Source organism: Mesorhizobium sp. SARCC-RB16n, from assembly GCF_008520305.1.
Lineage (GTDB): Bacteria > Pseudomonadota > Alphaproteobacteria > Rhizobiales > Rhizobiaceae > Mesorhizobium.
The window spans coordinates 1-16,605 of record NZ_ML703291.1 but is presented as its reverse complement, the minus strand read 5'-3'; the positions used below and the strand labels follow the sequence as shown (position 1 = coordinate 16,605).

The window sequence follows — 16,605 nt, the reverse complement described above, 5'->3', positions numbered from 1 at the left end:
CAACGCGAGGGAGAACGCAACCGTTGTGCGAAAAATAGATAACGACCGAGGTCTGTGCATCAATTGCCGCAAATGATAGGGTATGCTCACCTCTCGCTGGAATTGTTAAGTTGAGTTCACTCGCGCGCCACATAACGCGGCGTTGACGAATGTCATCCGGAGCCTCCCCATGAACTGGGATGACGTCCGCATCTTCCTCGCAGTGGCGCGCGCCGGCCAGATCCTTGGCGCCGCGCGGCGGCTGGAGCTCAACCATGCCACCGTCTCGCGCCGCATCGCGGCCCTCGAGGAAGCCCTGAGGACGAAACTCTTCCGCCGGCTGACCACCGGCAGCGAGCTGACGCCGGCCGGGGAGCGCTTCCTCGACATCGCCGAGCGCATGGAGGGCGACATGATCGCCGCCCGCTCGACCATATCAGGCGAAGGAGATGACGTGTCCGGAACCGTGCGCATCGGCGCACCCGATGGCTTCGGCGTTGCCTTCCTGGCAAAGCGCCTGGGCGAACTCACCGCCCTTCACCGCGAACTCACCATCCAGCTCGTGCCGGTGCCGCGCTCCTTCTCCCTATCCCGGCGCGAAGCCGATATCGCGATCACCGTCGAGCGGCCGACCGAAGGCCGGCTGGTGGCGGGAAAGCTGGTCGACTATTCGCTCGGCCTGTTCGCGTCGTGCGCCTACGCCGAAGCCAATGGCCTGCCCAAAACCGCCGCCGAACTCGGCCAGCACACCCTCATCGGCTATGTGCCGGACCTCATAGTCAGTCCTTCACTCGACTACGCCGCGGAATTCAGCGCGGACTGGCGCACCAGCTTCGCCATCTCCTCGGCGCTCGGCCAGGCCGAAGCCGTACGCTCGGGCGCCGGCATCGGCATCCTGCACACCTTCGTCGCCCGCTCCATGCCGGAATTGGTGGCCGTCGATATGGTCGCGCCAATCCGTCGCGCCTATTGGCTGGTCTATCACGAATCGGTCAGGCCGCTGCGTCGCGTCCAGATCGTCGCCAGCTTCATTACCAAAGCGGTTGAGCGGGAGCGGGGCCTCTTCCTGTAGAAGCGCCGTCACGGCAAAAACACGGCGAGGCCCCCCAACACGCAGCCTTTTCCTTGCCACAAAACCAGCCAGTGTGGCATCACCGGTCGCCGGCCATGGAGTGGGCGCGCCGGGTGGGGAAATCTTTCAGAAAGCTGGCGCGGATAGACATGCGAGCCGTTCTTGCCATCCTGACCCTGCTGTTCGTCTCCGCATGCGCCAACCCATGGACAAAAGTGCCGGAAGCCGAATTGCCCAAACCGATCCGCTACGCCATGGCGCGCGCCTCGCCTTTCGTCATCGGCAATTACTGCGGTCCCGGCACCCGCACCGGCGATCTGTCGGCCCGGCCGGTCGACCGCCTCGACGCCGTTTGCCGAACCCATGACGCCTGCTACATCGCCCGCCGCAACCATTGCGACTGCGACGGCGCCCTTGTCGCCTCGGCGACGGCAATCCGCGACGACAAGACGGCGCCCCGCAAGATGCGCAGCGAGGCGGAACTGCTGATCGCCACCTTCGCTATTCCTATCTGCAAGGTTTTTCCGCAAGGTTTCATGCCGCCGCGCGATCCGGCGCAGCTGAGTGCCGTGAAGGTCGGAGCCGCCGGGTGAATAGCCGCACGGCCATCATCCTCGCCCTGTTCGGGCTTGTCGCCCTTGCCGGTTGTGCCGGTGCGGGCCGCGATGCCTGCGACCTCCTGGCGGGACAGGAGGCTTGCGCGCGGCCCTCCCTGTCGGCGGTCACGCCCGGGCCGCGGGTCGCGGCGGCGCAGTTCTTCGGCAATGCCGGCGACAGCGACTACGAAAGACGGTTCCTGGCGCTGCTCGCCAACAACCAGCTCGGCGCCATGGACCGTGCCAACGGCACCGGCCCGTTCGGTCGCAACCGCCGCGATGTCCAGAACCGCGACTTCCAGGCGACATATTCGACGCTACTGCAACTGGCCGGACCGGTCGCCAGTGCGCGTGTGCAGCCCGCCGGCAGCAGCGGCGGCGACGGCCATTTCGACGGCCGCTGGCGGGTGTCGCGACAGACGCTCTACGTCGATGCGGCGGCGCGGCTCTCGGCACCCAAGATTTTCGATTTCTCCGGCTTGCAGGCACGCAGCACCGAGATCGTCGTGCGGCAGGCAGGCAGGCAGCCGGCCGATATCGAGGGCAGTTGCGACGGCGCATTGGCGATCCGCGCCGCCGGAACCTCACGCACCATTGCCGCTGGCGCGGCATTCCGCTTTCGCCTGTCCGGCGAGGACGACACAGTCAGCCTGTTCCCCGGCGACAGCCTGAACCGGTGCACGGCAAGGATCCGCTCCAGCCTTGCGCCCACCGGCGCGCCGCTCACCATCCGGCGCGAAGAGACCGCCGACCCGGCGCTTGCCAGCTTGGACAGCCGCTACCAGCGCTGCCCGGTGCCCGCCGCCGGCCTCGACGCACTCCAGCGCGCCTTCTATGCCAGCCGCTGGCTGTCGCAGACCTGCGCCATGCCGATCGGCGAGCCCAGGCTGCTGCGCAAGTCGCGCGACGGCTTCAACGCCAAGGTCGAGGCGCTGATGGGCGCGCCGCTGCCCGATGCGGCAATAGACAAGGGCGATCCGGAATTGCCGCTCGATTTCTCGAAGGCGCCAAGGCTGAAGCTGATCTATCTGTCATCGCTCGAATTCAAGGCGGACTTTTCCGGGCGCATCATCGAACGGCTGATCCGTCACCATGCAGCGCTTGGCACCAAGGTGCGTATCATGGTCACCGACGTGCTGGAGCGCGACAAGGACGACGCCATGCTGCACCGGCTGGCGGCCGAGTTCCCCAATGTCGAGCTGCAGGAATACCGCTGGCGGGCGGACCATGGCGCGCCGATCGACGAGCAGCTTTCACAACTGCACAAGGTCCATCATGTCAAGATGCTGGCGACGCTGGCGCAGGACCCCGCGCGCTCGCGCGTCATCATCGGTGGCCGCAACATCCATGACGGTTTCCTTTTCCACCAGCCGATCGATCTGTCGCGCTACCCGGACCTCGAGCAATACGGCAAGACCGACGGCTTTTCGCTGAACTATTATTCGAACTGGAGCGACTTCGACATCGAGTTCGCCGACCGGGCGGCGGTCGAGGCGCTCGCCGCGCATCTGTCGACGATATGGCTGCGCGACGCCGACACCAACCTGGCGCGGCCCTTCTCCGTTCCGGTCCGCGCCGGCGGCCATCCCCGTGGCAATGCCCGGCATTTCATTTCGGTGCCCTATGAGGATGACCATGCGCTGGAGGCCTATTTCGTCGAGCTCGTCGACGCCGCCCAGCACCATATCCAGATCGTCAACCCTTACCTCAATCTGACCCCCAGTCTCGCCCGGGCCTTCGATCGGGCGCTGGCCCGTGGCGTCAAGATCGACATCGTCGGCCGCATCGACCTCAAGGGCGATATCGGCGGCAGGTTCCTCACCGCGCTCAACAAGCTGTTCGTCGAGAAATATGGCGACCGCATAGACATCCGCGAATTCAAGGCGCCTGACGTGGTGCTGCATTCCAAGATCATGATGATTGACGAAAGGCTGGTCGCCATTTCATCGGTCAACCTCAACAACCGCAGCTTCTTCCACGATTCGGAGAACGGTATGGTGGTGCTCGACCCCGCCTTCTACGCCAGGATGAAGCCCGTCTATGACGACTACCTCGCCCACTCGAACCCGGTTTCCACTGATGTGACGATCCCGTGGGCCTACCGGCTGCTGTTCGACGAGGCGTGGGTCAGGCAGGCGTTCTGATGCATGTCGCCCAAAAGCGAGCCCGGTTTTGGGCAGCGACATGTATCGAAGCAAAGAACAAAGCGCGTCGGCCAGACGCGCGGGCGGCTATTTCAAATAGCGCTCCTGCGCCAGCGCGCGGACATCGATATCCGGCACCCGGTTCGAGATGATGTCGGACAGCACCTTGGCCGAGCCGCAGGCCATGGTCCAGCCGAGCGTGCCATGGCCGGTGTTGAGAAAGAGGTTGGAAAGTTCGGTGCGGCCGATGAGCGGCGGTCCATCCGGCGTCATCGGCCGCAGCCCGCACCAGAAGGTCGCCTCGCGCATGGCGCCGGCGCCCGGAAAGAGATCGCCGATCGAGTGTTCCAGGGTGCGGCGCCGCGATTCGTGCAGCCTGAGGTCGAAGCCGGAAATCTCGGCCGTGCCGCCGACGCGGATGCGGTCGCCGAGCCGGGTGATCGCGACCTTGTAGGTCTCGTCCATCACCGTCGACACCGGCGCCAGGGCGGCATCCTTGATCGGCACCGTGATCGAATAGCCCTTGACCGGATAGACGGGGATAGACCGCTTCATCCGGCGCATGAAGCCCGCCGAGTAGCTGCCCAGCGCCATCACATAGGCATCGGCGACCTTGAAACCCTTGCTTGTGCTGAGATTGGCGATGCGGTTGCGGCTGCGGATGACGCGCCAGATGGTCATGTCGTATTCGAACTTCACACCGCGCGCCACGCAGAGCTCGGCCAGTTTGTCGGTGAACATCTTGCAGTCGCCGGTCTCGTCATGCGGCAGCCTCAGCCCGCCGACGAACTTCTCGCGCACGCCGGCCAAAGCCGGCTCCGCCCCGATACAACCGTCCTGGTCAAGTATCTCGTAGGGAACGCCATACTTCTTCAACACCTCGACATCGCCTGATGTGCCGTCGAGCTGCTTTTGCGTGCGGAACAGCTGCAGCGTGCCCTGGGTCCGCTCATCATAGCTGATGCCAGTCGCTTCGCGCAGTGCCTTGAGCGTATCGCGGCTGTATTCGGCCAGCGGCACCATGCGTGATTTGTTGACGGCATAGCGCTCGGCGGTGCAGTTGCGCAGCATCTTGACCAGCCAGGTCCACATATGCGGGTCGAAGGCCGGGCGCACCACCAGCGGGCCATGCTTCATCAACAACCATTTGATCGCCTTGAGCGGAATGCCGGGTCCGGCCCAGGGCGAGGCATAGCCGGGTGAGATCTCGCCGGCATTGGCGAAACTGGTTTCCAGCGCCGGGCCTTTCTGGCGATCGACCACCGTCACCTCATGGCCGGCCTCGGCGAGATAATAGGCCGTGGTCACCCCGATGACGCCGCCGCCCAGCACCATGATCTTCATCATTCACTCCTTACGCCATGTCCTTCATGCCGATGGACACGGCTGCACCTGCGATTTGCACACGATCGCCGGCGAAAATCGATTCTGATCTTCGCAACCGTGCGCCGTGGCTCTTCACGCCGCCGACGGACCGGGGTCGTCGTCTCTCTCTGTCTGCCGCATTCCTGCCGTCTCGCCAAGAGGCTGGATAGAAGTGTCGGCGCTGTAGACGAGGGTCAGCCCGTGCGGCCGCCGTCCACCAGCGGCCGCTCTTTCCTCGGCTGCCCGCCGCGCGGCCTCCGGCTGATAGAGCACCGCCTTGATCCGGATCGATTCGCGCCTGCCGTCGGGATGCTCGAGCGAGGCCGTCTGGCCTTGCGCCATGCCGAGCATGCACAGGCCGCGCCTGGTTGCCACCGACAGGCTGGAGCCGACCGGTCCGCGCACTTCGTTCTGCACGAGGGTGCGCGTCTCAGCCGCACCGGCATCGACGCAAAACACCACCCGGCTGTTCAGCGTCACGATATCGGGTTCGACCGACTCGATGGGCACGACGCCGGCATTGGAAAGCTTCTCTTCGATCATCCGGACCATCGGATCCGCGAAGGCCCGTCGGCGCTCGAGCATCACTTCCAGGACGGCGAAATCCTTCGTCGTCAGCCGGCAGCTCCCGTTTTTCATCACCGCCTCCACGATCAGTGCTCGCCGTCGGCGGGCATGTCGACGGCCTCCACGGTCACCGACAGTTTGTGGCCGCCGCGGCCGCTCCAGCACACCACCTGCCCGATGCTGACGCCGACAAGCGCCGTTCCCATCGGCGTCAGTACCGAGATCCGGTTTTCGGCAATGTCGGCGTCGCCTGGATAGACCAGCGTGATGCGCTTGACGTCACCGCCTTCACCGCGAACCGTGATTGTCGACCCCATTCGCACCACGCCGGCCGGAATTGCCGCCGCTTCAGCAATCACCGCCCGGTCCAATTCCGCGAGCAGGTCTTCGGCCGTCTCGGGCGCGCGGTCGAGCACGGTCCTGGCCAGACCGGTCAACCTGTCATGGTCGGTGTCGCTGATTAGAATCTGGGCTGATGGACGCAGTCCCGTTGCATGTTGCATGGCAAACCTCATGGATAGGCGCATCGAACGAATGCGCTTGCCGCCGGATTAACGGCGGCCTGATGAAAGCCGACAGCCGCGGAGAGCGGTGCGGCTTGATGGCGATGGGTGGATGTATGGATGCCCCGGTACGGACGAACGCCGAAAGGCGGCCGCGCCGGGGCTACGATCCCGCGATCGGGCAGACCCTGAACAAGGTTCTGATATAAGCGAGGTTGCTCATGCGCCGAACCTTGCCGACAGGCGTCCGCTTGTCAAGCGCGGCCAAACCGCTCAACTGCAGAGATAGTGCCGGTGGAAGCGCGTGCCGAGACTGGCCAGGATTTCGTAGCCGATGGTGCCCGCATGGCCGGCGGCGTCGTCGACGCCTTGCGAAGAACCGAGCAGTTCGACGAGATCCCCTTCGCGAAGTTTGCCGGGCGGCAGGGCGGAAATGTCGAGAATGATCGAATCCATCGACACGCGTCCGAGGAAGGGCAGGCGCACCCCCTCGAACCAGGCGGCCGAGGCGGACCGGCGCAGCCAGCCATCCGCATAGCCGAAGGAGATCGTCGCCAGGCTCATCGGGTCTTCCGCGTGATAGGTATGGCCATAGCCGATGCCGGCGCCTTTTTCGACGCGACGCGTCTGCGCCACCTTGGCCTGCAGCCGCACCACGGGCAGCATCGGGTTGGGCTCAGCAGGCGTCGGATTGATGCCGTAGACCGCGGCGCCCGGGCGAGCGAGATCATAATGGTATGGCGGCCCGAGAAAGATGCCGGAGGAATTGGCGAGCGAGGCGGGCGCCCCGGGCAGCATGGCGCGCAACCGCTCAAAGGCCAGCCGCTGCTGCTCATTGGCGGGATGGTGCGGCTCGTCGGCGCAGGCCAGGTGGCTCATCACATATCTGACGTCGATACCGTCGAACGCGGCGGCATCACCGGCCATCGCCTCGACTTCGGCTGGCGCCATGCCAAGCCGCGACATGCCGCTATCGACTTGGATAGCGGCCGGAAGTTTTCGGCCAACGCGATGTGCCGCCGCGCGCCAGGCTTTCAACTGCGCGCCACTGTTGACGACCGCGCAGAGATTGGACGCGACCGCTTCCGGCTCGGAGTCCGGCGGCAGTCCGTTCAGCACGTAGATCTCAGGTCCGGCTCCGATCGCCTTGCGGAGCGCGATGCCTTCGGCCAGCAGCGCGACGAAAAAGACGTCGCAGCCTTCTCTCGCCAGCGCCGATGCCACCTGGCTCGCGCCGAGACCGTAGCCATCGGCCTTGACAACGCCGGCGCAGCGCACGCCGCCCAGCCTTGCCTTCAGCCGCCGGTAGTTTTCGCGGATCGCTCCGAGATCGATGGTCAGGATCGCTCCGGCTGCCGCCTCGCTGGTGACGGTTTTTGCAGCAGCCCGGTTGACGGTGTCGTTCATGGCGACCCTCGTTGCATCGACCTTCAATACGACCACCGCACCGGCGCGGCAATCTCGACCAGAGGCGAGCGACTACCCCGCCAGATAGCTGAACGCCGCCACCACATCTTCATAGACCTTGCGCTTGAACGGCACGATGAGGTCGGGAAGGTCCTGCATCCGCCGCCACGACCATTTGTCGAATTCGGCGGTGTGACCGCCGGGCGGCGGGTTGATCTGGATCTCGCTGGCATCGCCATGGAAGCGGAACGCGAACCATTTCTGCGTCTGGCCGCGATACCGGCCCTTGAAGGCTATGCCGACGAGATGATCCGGCAGATCGTAGTTGATCCAGTCCGGCGCTTCGGCCAGCAGCGAGACGCTGCGCATGCCGGTCTCCTCATACAGCTCCCGCTCCGCCGCCCGCAGTGGCTCCTCGCCCATGTCGATGCCGCCTTGCGGCATCTGCCAGAGCTGCGTCGTGCCGGCGAACTCGCTGTCGGGTTCGGCGATGCGATGCCCGACCCAGACAAGCCCCTCGCCATTGAGGATCATCAACCCGACACAGGGGCGATAGGGCAGCGTTTCGCGGTCGACCTTGCCAGTCTTTGCCATCAGTCAATCTTCCCAGCCGTTTTCCGATGGCTATCCTTTTTGCGGATCAACAGCCACTGCTGAAATCGGCACGATCTCGATGCCGCGCTTCTTGGCCTCGGCCACCCATGACGACACCGCGTCGACCGTCAGGTCGAAAGCCGAGCCGATGCCGACGGCGGTACCCTTGGCACGCGCGGTCGCTTCGAGACCGTCGAGCTTCTTCAGGATGGCACCGCGATCCTGCACCGCATCGATAGCCGTGTCGCCGGCGACGAAGGGCACGCCGTCCTTCAGAGCCATGTCTGGCGCCAGACTGCGCGCCGACGAACCGTCGTCGATATAGGCGAGGCCCCTTTTGCCAAGCTCGGCCATGAACGGCTGCATCGCCGCCGCGTCGGAGGAAAAACGTGCACCCATATAATTCATGACGCCTGTATAGTTCGTCGTCCGCGACAGCGCCCAGTGCAGATTCCTGAGATTCTCTTCAGGGGTCGCCGCCACCGTCAGCGTGTTGCGGCCGGGGTTGACGTTGGGATAGTCGAACGGCTCGAGCGGCACCTGCATGACGATCTCATGACCGCTCTGCCTCGCGGCCTGCATCCAGCGGCCGATGCTGTTGCCCTGTGGCGCGAAAGCCAGCGTCACTTCCGCCGGCAGCTTGGCGATGGCCGCCTGGGTGCCGGTCTGTGAAACCGCGAGCCCGCCGATGACGATCGCCACACGTGCGCCGCGCGTGCCGGACCATGGCCGCGCATAGACGTCGAACGGCCGCCTGCCATCGGCGGAGCGCATCGGCAAGGGCCCGGTCTCACTGGTTTCGATCAGCGCCCTGTCGGGAATATGCGCGATCTTGAGGTTCTGGCCGACCGTCGACGGATCGCGAATGACGATTGCCGCCTTGGGAGGGCCATCGCCTTCTTCCGTCTGGACGTGAATGATCTGCGGACCGCCCGACTTCGCCGGCGTCTCCACCTTTGGCGTTGCTGCCGGGGCCAGTGAGGGAGGCGACGCGGCGGGCTCGGCCGTCGCAGTCACTTTCGGCGTCGAAACGGCTATTTCCTGCGGTTTTCGAAACGGCTTCTCCCTGAGCGCGATCGCGGCTGAGACGCCGACCACGGCCAGCACGACCGCGCTCGCCGCGACCATGCCTACGCTGATCTTGCCGGCGGCACGCGGCGCCCGGACAGTCTGTCCAAGCGGGCGTTCGATGTCCTTGCCGATATCAGCCAAGCCCTGTCCCCGGTGCACGGTCCGAAGGCGACCTGCTTCGGGAAGACATGCACGAATTCATCAATCCTGGCGCCCCTTGGCGCCGTATCTGAAGGCCTGGTCCTGCCCCCCGAATCAAACTGCCGGAACCTTTCGGTCCCGGCAGCATCGCATTGCTTCGTTCAACCGGCCAGACCGGTTGCCGGCCTTACTGGTTGAGCACGGCCTTTTCCGGATTGGGCGGGAAGGACGGATCGGTCTTCTGGCCGCGCAGCAGCTGCTCGGCATAGATGAGCTGCAGGTCGTCCTTCGGATCCGGCGGCACATAGGCGGCCGAGCCGGAACCGGTCTTGCTCTCGTCGGCGCCCTTGATATGGCCCTTGAGATCGGATTCGCCGCGGGTCAGGTCCCTGCCCTGCAGTTCCGGCGGCAGCGGCTGGTCGACCTTGATATCGGGCGTGATGCCCTTGCCCTGGATCGATTTGCCCGACGGCGTGTAATAGAGCGCCGTCGTCAGCCTGAGCGCGCCATTCTCGCCGAGCGGAATGATGGTCTGCACCGAGCCCTTGCCGAAGGACTGCGTGCCGACCACCGTGACGCGGCGCAGATCCTGCAGCGCGCCGGCGACGATTTCCGAAGCGCTGGCCGAGCCGCCATTGACGAGCACGATCATCGGCTTGCCGTTGATGTCGTCGGTCTGCTTGGGCTTGGCGTCGAAGCGGGTGACGTCCTTCGGATCGCGGCCGCGCGTCGAGACGATCTCGCCGCGCTTGAGGAAGGCATCCGACACGCTCACCGCCTGGTCGAGCAGGCCGCCCGGGTTCAGGCGCAGGTCGAGCACATAGCCCTTGAGCTTGTCGTCCGGCACCTGCTTCTTGATGGTGTCGATGGCATTCTCGAGGTCGTCATAGGTCTTTTCGGTGAAGGAAGTGATCTTCATGTAACCGATGTCGTTTTCGACCCGGAACTTGACCGCCTTGACCTTGATGATGTCGCGCACGACCGTCAGCTCGATCGGCTTGTCGGCGCCCTGGCGCAGGATGGTCAGCTTGATCGGGGTATTGACCAGGCCACGCATCTTGTCGACCGCGTCGTTGAGCGTCAGGCCGCGAACCTCCTCGCCGTCGATCTTGGCGATATAGTCGCCAGCCAGCACGCCCGCCTTGGCGGCCGGCGTGTCGTCGATCGGCGTGATCACCTTGACCAAGTCGTTCTCCATGGTGACCTCGATGCCGAGGCCGCCGAACTCGCCCTTGGTCTGCACGCGCATGTCCTGCGCCTGCTCGGCGTTCATGTAGGAGGAATGCGGGTCGAGCGAGGACAACATGCCGTTGATGGCGTTCTCGACCAGCGACTTGTCGTCGGGCGGGGTCACATACTGCGCCCGCACCCGCTCGAAGATGTCGCCGAAGATCGCCAGTTGCTTGTAGGTCTCCGACCCTGCAGCATTCGCCGCCGAGCCGGGTGCGCCATAGACAAGGCTCATGGCGGACGCGCCCATCAGCGCACCGGCAAACAGAAGCGACAGTTTCCGCATCATTTCACGTCCTTCCAGAAAAACGGTCCGCCCACCATGGGGCCGGATCGACGGGTTTTCCATCCTTGCGGAACTCGACATAGAGCTCCGGCGTGGCATTTCCATTCTTCGAAACCGAGGTGCTTGCCACCCGGGCTTCTCCCATCGCGCCGACCGGCTCTCCTGCGAGCACTGACTGGCCAGTCGCGACGCTGATTCTGCTCATCCCAGCCAAGACGACATGATAACCGTCGCCGGCATTGAGGATCAAGAGCTGACCATAGGAGCGAAAAGGCCCCGCATAAAGCACATTCCCATCCGCCGGCGCGGTAACGATGGCTCCCGATTGTGTCGCAACCATGTCCCCAAGCATCAAGGCGCCGTTACCGTCGTCGGCGCCAAACCGGAGTTTGATGCGGCCGGTGACCGGCAGGGCGATCTGTCCTTGCAGCGCCGAGAAAGGCGCCGCCGCGGTCAACCTGTTGCCTTCGGGCACCGGCAGCGACGCCGTCTGGTCGCCACCGGGCTCGGTGCCGCCGGCCTTTGCCGCATCGGCTGCCTTGGCGGCGTCGGCCGCCTTGCGGGTCTTGTCGGCCTGCGCTTCGAGCGAGGCGATCAGATCCTTCAGGCTGCTGGCCTTGGCCGCCAATTGCTCGGAACGCTGCTGCTCGGCCGCCATCTGGGCCCGCGTGTCGGCTTCGAGCTTCTGTTTGGCTTCCAGCAGCATGCCAAGCCGCTTCTTTTCCGCCGTCTGGTCGCCGACCGCCGCCGTCAGCCGCGCCCGTTCGGCCTCGATCGAGGCCGTCACCCGGGTTTGTTCCTTGAGGTCGGCCAACAGGCTGTCGGTCTGCTGGCGCAGTTCCGGCACCACAGCGCCGAGCAGGATGGCGCTGCGCACCGACGACAGCGCGTCCTCCGGCTTGACCAGGATCGCCGGCGGCGGATTGAGCCCCATGCGCTGCAGAGCTCCCAGCACTTCGGCCAGCACGTCGCGCCGCGCCGCCAGCGAGGCGCGGATCTTCTGTTGCTGGCCCTTCAGCCCTTCCAGCTTGGCGCCGATATCCTCGATGTCCTGGCCGAGCTTCTGCTCGGTCATCGCCGACTGGATCAGTGCTGCAGTGATCGAGGCGTGGTCCTTTTTGACCGCAGCGATATCGGCGGCGAGCTTCGCCAGCCGCTCAGACGATAGCGTTATTTCCTTGGAAACCTGCTCGTATTCGGCACGGCTCTGGTCCGGATCGGGCGCCCTGTCGAGTGTGTTTTCGGCCCGCACCGCATGGAGCGACAGGAGCACCACCGCCGCCGCGATGCCGCAGCGCGCGCGCCAGGAGCCCCCCGTCGATGAGCCCGTCGTCGATTTCCAGCCTTCAGACATTCGCGATCGATTCTATCCGCGGCTTCGTTAACGAATCATCAACCATGTTATCGCCTGTCGCCCAAAGGGGTTCGCAATAACGCCTTGCAAAGCAAAAGCAGCCCCACGGTGAATTTTACGCGGCATTGGGGCTAAATTCGGTGCGACCCGGCGGCATTCAGGATCTGTGATAGGGATGGCCCGACAGGATCGTCGCCACCCTGTAGAGTTGTTCGCCCAGCATCACGCGCACCAGCTGATGCGGCCAGGTGAGCGCCCCGAACGACATCACCAGTTCGGCCTGGTCACGCAGTGGCGGATCGTGGCCGTCGGCGCCACCTATGGCGAGCACCAGCGCCTTGCGTCCAGCATCGCGCAGCTGTCCGATACGACCGGCGAAATCCTGGGAGGTAAGGCTTTTGCCTCGCTCATCGAGCAGAATGAGGGCCGTGCCTGGCTGCAGCTGCGCCTGCAGGCGCAAGCCTTCGTCGCGCTGGCGCTCGGCGGCGTTCTGCGCGCGGCCCTCGGCGATCTCGGTGATCCCGGCGAATTCGAGCCCCACCGCAGGCCCGCTCTTGGCGAAGCGCTCGAAATAGCGGTCGGCCAACTCCCGCTCGGGGCCGGCTTTCATTCGGCCCACGGCATGAACTGAAATCTTCATCCTCGCCTCTATAAGCCGCTAATGCATGTCACCCAAGCGGGAACCGGTTCTGGGCACGACATGCATCGAAACAATATCGGCTTAGTGGAGGGTCTCTTCCTCGAGGTCCGGCGCCTGCCACATCTTTTCGAGATTGTAGAATTCGCGGACTTCGGGGCGGAAGACATGGACGATGATATCGCCAGAATCGATCAGGACCCAGTCGGCGCCTGACAGTCCCTCGACGCGCGCCGTGCCGAGGCCGGCATCCTTGAGCGCCTTGAGGAGATGATCGGCGACAGCCGCGACATGACGGTGCGATCGACCCGACGCGACGACCATGTAGTCGCCGAGGCTCGATTTCCCCTGAATGTCGATTGAGACAATATTTTCGGCCTTGGAGTCTTCCAGACTGGCAAGGACTGTCTTGATGGCACGGGACACGGCGTCGTCTACGCTGATCCTGGCCGGCGAAGGCACGATATCGGCCTTCTTCCGCAGTGCTGTTCTCAGTGTATTTCCTTTCGCAGCAAGAACAACCAAATCACCCCTGAAAGCAGGTGACACCACTTAGATAGGCAGAGTTCCGTTGCAGTTTCAAGACGGAGCCCCAACTCACGCGAACTCGCCGACTGGCATATTGTTCCACGCGAGACGCAAAAACATCGGAACCCAGGCGCCCTGCAGCGGTTATCGGCTGACCGACCAACCGGAATCCCGCCATGCCGATCGACCCCCAAAACACCCTTCTCACCGTCCAGGCCGGCCTCGCGGAGCTGAGTACGCTGGTCGTCTCCTATTCCTTCTCCGCCATCGGCGCCGTCATACTCTTGGTGGTCGGCTATATCGTTGCCAACCTCGCCGAGCGCTCGATCTCGGCTGGCCTCGGCCATATCCACGGTTTCGACGCGACGCTGCGGCATTTCTTTTCTAAGATCGTGCGCTACGCCATCCTGATCCTCGTGGTCATCATGGTGCTCGGCCAGTTCGGCGTGCAGACCGCATCGATCATCGCGGCGATCGGTGCCATCGGCCTGGCCATCGGCCTTGCCCTGCAAGGCACGCTGCAGAACATCGCCGCCGGCATCATGCTGCTCGCGCTGCGGCCATTCCGCATCGGCGAATCCGTCGAGGTCGGCGCCATTGCCGGTTCGATCGAGGAAATCGGCCTTTTCGCCACCAAGCTCAGGACCGCTGACGGCGTCTACATACTGGCGCCCAATTCGACGCTGTGGAACCAGCCGGTACGCAATTTCACTCGCAACGGCGTGCGCCGCACCGACATCACGCTCAGCATCGGCTCCTGGAACGACATAGACGGCGCGCAGAAGACGTTGCTTGCCATTGCCGGCGCCGAGAAACGCATCCGCCGCGAACCGGCGCCGATCGCCTTCGTGGCCGCACTCGGGGATACGACCGTGTCGCTCACCTTGCGCTACTGGACCGCGGCGGCGGACTATTTCGCAACCCAGATCGACATGTCCAAGCGCGCCAAGCAGGCCTTCGACAGCGAGGGCATCTCCATCCCGCTGCCACCCCCGGAAGCGCCACCGCCCGAGGCCCGCAAACAATAATCAGTCGTCCCTGTGACGGACATCGTCCGGCGCATAGGCGAGTTCCACCGGCAGCGGCGCCTGCGCCGTCATCGGTGCAAAGCTGCCAGTTTCAGTGGGCGGCACGGACTGCCTCATGAACACGCGCAACAGCGCGAACAGACAGAAGGCGCAGGCAATGACAACAGCCACATAGATGAAAGCCTGCGTGCCGAAGGCGGCGGAGAGCGCCGTCACGATCCCGGGCACGATGAAGCCCGCCAGCGACCAGGCAAACAGCAGCGAGCTGGATAGCGCCACCATGTCATCCTTGCCGGCGCGGTCGGCGGCATGCGCGCTGGACAGCGAGTAGATCGATTCCGAAGCACCGTCCCACAACACATAGATCACCAGCAGCGCCGGCAGCGCGCCACCATCGAAACCGAGCGCCAACATGCCTGCCGCCGCGGCCAGCGCGGATGCCCCGATCAGCACGTAGCGGCGATCGGTCCGGTCGGAGATCCAGCCCAACGGAAGCTGCAGGATCAGCGTGCCGAGCGGCATCACCGAAAGCAGCAGCGCCACATCGGCCTGGCTGTAGCCCTTGGCCGTGGCATGGATCGGCGCGAAACCGGAAATCGACATCGACAGGCCGCCGACCGCCAGCATGCCGGCGACGCCGACGGGCGAAATTCGCCAGGCCCGGCGCAGTGCCACCGAGGCCGCTTGCGGCGCCGGTGGCTGCGCCAGACGTGTCAAGCCGACAGGAAGGATCGACAAGGCGGTGAAGACGATGCCGATCAGTGGTGCATCCGCTGTCTTGATATCGATCAGCGCCAGCGTCGCGTAGCCGACGCCGAGCCCGGCGACATAGGCGACATAAAAGAAGGCCATCACCCGGCCGCGTATGGCGTTGGCCACGGCATCGTTCAGCCAGCTCTGGGCGACGATGAACAGGCCGCATATGGCAAAGCCGTAAAGCGCGCGCGCTCCGATCCACAGCAGCGGGTGCGGCCCGGCGCCGATGGCGGCATTGGAGAGCGCGATCAGCGCCGATAGCACCATGAAGGCGCGTGCGTGGCCGACCCTGCGCACCAGCGGCCCGGTCAGGATGCAGCCGGCAAGACCGCCGGCCGACAGGCCGGTGACGATCAGCCCGGCCCAGGTCGGATCGAACCCCTCCGCACCGAGCCGGACGGGTATGTAGGCGAACATCAGCCCGTTGCCGATGGCAATCAGCGCCATCGACACGATGACGCTGGCAATCGCGATCAGCGGCGTGGGGGCACTGCCCTGTTCAGGATCGACTGCAAATTGGGTCTTGGTTTGAATTGCCATGTCCGGCCAGCATCGCTGATTGGCTGGGAAAACACCGCTGTAAAAACGACATGTCGGGCGGCCGAAACGCTGGCTCTTCCCGCTGCGGAGAGGCCTTATCCCTTCGCCATCTCGCGGATCGCGCTCGACGACAGCGAGGAACGCGGGCCGTGGATGAAAGTCCAGGCCGGCGCTCTCATCCGTGCAAGCCTCGGCGCATCCCCTTCGTCGATGCGGGCGTAATCGAAAGTCTTGGCGACAACCGATGACAGAAACGACAGCGTCGCGCCCGGACGGTCGATGACCGCGATCGGGAAGGTCATGACGATCTCGCGCCAGCGCTGCCAGCGATGGAAATCACGCAAGGAGTCGGCGCCCATGATCCAGACGAAGTCGACGCCGGGATTGCGCGCCTTGACCAGAGCCAGCGTGTCGGCGGTGTAGCGCACATTGTGTGCCGCCTCGAAGGCGGTGACCTTGATCTTCGGGTTCTTGGCGATCCGCTCCGACAGCTGCAGCCGCTCGACCAGCGGCGCCAATTCCCTGGTATTCTTCAGCGGATTGCCCGGGGTTACCATCCACCACAGCTGGTCGAGCGCCAGGCGCCGCAAAGCGATTTCGGCAACCAGGGCGTGGCCGGCATGCGGTGGGTTGAACGAACCGCCGAACAGGCCGACGGCCAGCCCCTTCTCGGCATGCGGCATCTTGAGGTAGCTGGCGAGGGCCGTGGGCTGAGGGGACGAAAGCATGGTGCTAGGCGCCCCTCTCTGCCCCGCCGGGCATCTCCCCCTTGAGGGCAGGGGAATCGCATATGACGTTTTGGGAGTT

The 16,605-nt window shown here is 64.6% G+C and carries 16 protein-coding genes; 4 read left to right on the top strand and 12 right to left on the bottom strand.

Annotation, left to right across the window (positions count from 1 at the left end; translation table 11 throughout):
- Positions 1-169 precede the first annotated feature (169 nt).
- From C7I87_RS29480 to C7I87_RS29470, 3 genes are all read left to right on the top strand, one after another.
- Entirely contained in the window at positions 170-1,051 is an 882-nt protein-coding gene (locus C7I87_RS29480) for a LysR family transcriptional regulator (protein WP_149907531.1), read from the top strand.
- A gap of 149 nt (positions 1,052-1,200) precedes the next feature.
- Positions 1,201-1,644: a phospholipase A2 family protein gene (locus tag C7I87_RS29475; RefSeq protein ID WP_149907530.1), complete on the top strand. Its 444-nt coding sequence runs from the start codon at positions 1,201-1,203 to the stop codon at positions 1,642-1,644.
- The gene (locus C7I87_RS29470) at positions 1,641-3,791 is read left to right on the top strand and encodes a phospholipase D-like domain-containing protein (RefSeq protein WP_149907529.1); all 2,151 of its coding nucleotides are present in this window, start codon (positions 1,641-1,643) and stop codon (positions 3,789-3,791) included. Before C7I87_RS29475 ends, C7I87_RS29470 begins: the two co-directional genes overlap by 4 nt.
- Positions 3,792-3,878: 87 nt before the next feature.
- On the opposite strand, the gene C7I87_RS29465 is transcribed toward C7I87_RS29470, so the two are convergent.
- From C7I87_RS29465 to rsfS, 10 genes are all read right to left on the bottom strand, one after another.
- Positions 3,879-5,135: a D-amino acid dehydrogenase gene (locus tag C7I87_RS29465; protein WP_149907528.1), complete on the bottom strand. Its 1,257-nt coding sequence runs from the start codon at positions 5,133-5,135 to the stop codon at positions 3,879-3,881.
- 114 nt (positions 5,136-5,249) lie between these two features.
- Positions 5,250-5,795 carry a GreA/GreB family elongation factor gene (locus C7I87_RS29460; RefSeq protein WP_149907527.1) on the bottom strand — a complete coding sequence of 182 codons (546 nt, stop codon included), beginning with the start codon at positions 5,793-5,795 and terminating at the stop codon, positions 5,250-5,252.
- A 14-nt stretch (positions 5,796-5,809) separates the two neighbouring features.
- Entirely contained in the window at positions 5,810-6,226 is a 417-nt protein-coding gene (gene rnk / locus C7I87_RS29455) for a nucleoside diphosphate kinase regulator (RefSeq protein ID WP_149907526.1), read from the bottom strand.
- Between the two features lie 273 nt (positions 6,227-6,499).
- Positions 6,500-7,633, bottom strand: coding sequence for an alanine racemase (gene alr, locus C7I87_RS29450; RefSeq protein ID WP_149907525.1), 1,134 nt, complete (start codon positions 7,631-7,633; stop codon positions 6,500-6,502).
- 72 nt (positions 7,634-7,705) lie between these two features.
- Positions 7,706-8,227: an RNA pyrophosphohydrolase gene (locus C7I87_RS29445; protein ID WP_149907524.1), complete on the bottom strand. Its 522-nt coding sequence runs from the start codon at positions 8,225-8,227 to the stop codon at positions 7,706-7,708.
- 30 nt (positions 8,228-8,257) lie between these two features.
- Positions 8,258-9,439, bottom strand: a complete 1,182-nt coding sequence (locus C7I87_RS29440; protein WP_149907523.1) for a divergent polysaccharide deacetylase family protein — start codon at positions 9,437-9,439, stop codon at positions 8,258-8,260.
- Between the two features lie 187 nt (positions 9,440-9,626).
- Positions 9,627-10,958, bottom strand: a complete 1,332-nt coding sequence (locus C7I87_RS29435; protein ID WP_188394049.1) for a S41 family peptidase — start codon at positions 10,956-10,958, stop codon at positions 9,627-9,629.
- Between the two features lies 1 nt (position 10,959).
- Positions 10,960-12,309, bottom strand: coding sequence for a murein hydrolase activator EnvC family protein (locus C7I87_RS29430; RefSeq protein WP_149907522.1), 1,350 nt, complete (start codon positions 12,307-12,309; stop codon positions 10,960-10,962).
- Positions 12,310-12,466: 157 nt separating this feature from the next.
- A complete protein-coding gene (rlmH, locus tag C7I87_RS29425) occupies positions 12,467-12,949 on the bottom strand; it encodes a 23S rRNA (pseudouridine(1915)-N(3))-methyltransferase RlmH (protein WP_149907521.1) in 483 nt (160 codons plus the stop codon).
- Positions 12,950-13,030: 81 nt separating this feature from the next.
- Complete coding sequence (rsfS, locus tag C7I87_RS29420) at positions 13,031-13,408, bottom strand: ribosome silencing factor (protein WP_015315198.1); 378 nt, start codon at positions 13,406-13,408, stop codon at positions 13,031-13,033.
- A gap of 242 nt (positions 13,409-13,650) precedes the next feature.
- Here rsfS and C7I87_RS29415 point away from each other — a divergent pair, with 242 nt between their 5' ends.
- Positions 13,651-14,502, top strand: coding sequence for a mechanosensitive ion channel family protein (locus C7I87_RS29415; protein WP_149907520.1), 852 nt, complete (start codon positions 13,651-13,653; stop codon positions 14,500-14,502).
- Here the strand turns inward: C7I87_RS29415 and C7I87_RS29410 are convergent, their stop codons facing one another.
- Together C7I87_RS29410 and C7I87_RS29405 are read right to left on the bottom strand one after the other, a co-directional pair.
- On the bottom strand, positions 14,503-15,798 hold the full coding sequence (locus C7I87_RS29410) for an MFS transporter (RefSeq protein WP_149907519.1): 1,296 nt from the start codon (positions 15,796-15,798) through the stop codon (positions 14,503-14,505).
- Between the two features lie 95 nt (positions 15,799-15,893).
- A complete protein-coding gene (locus C7I87_RS29405) occupies positions 15,894-16,481 on the bottom strand; it encodes a nicotinate-nucleotide adenylyltransferase (protein WP_149907561.1) in 588 nt (195 codons plus the stop codon).
- Positions 16,482-16,605 lie beyond the last annotated feature (124 nt).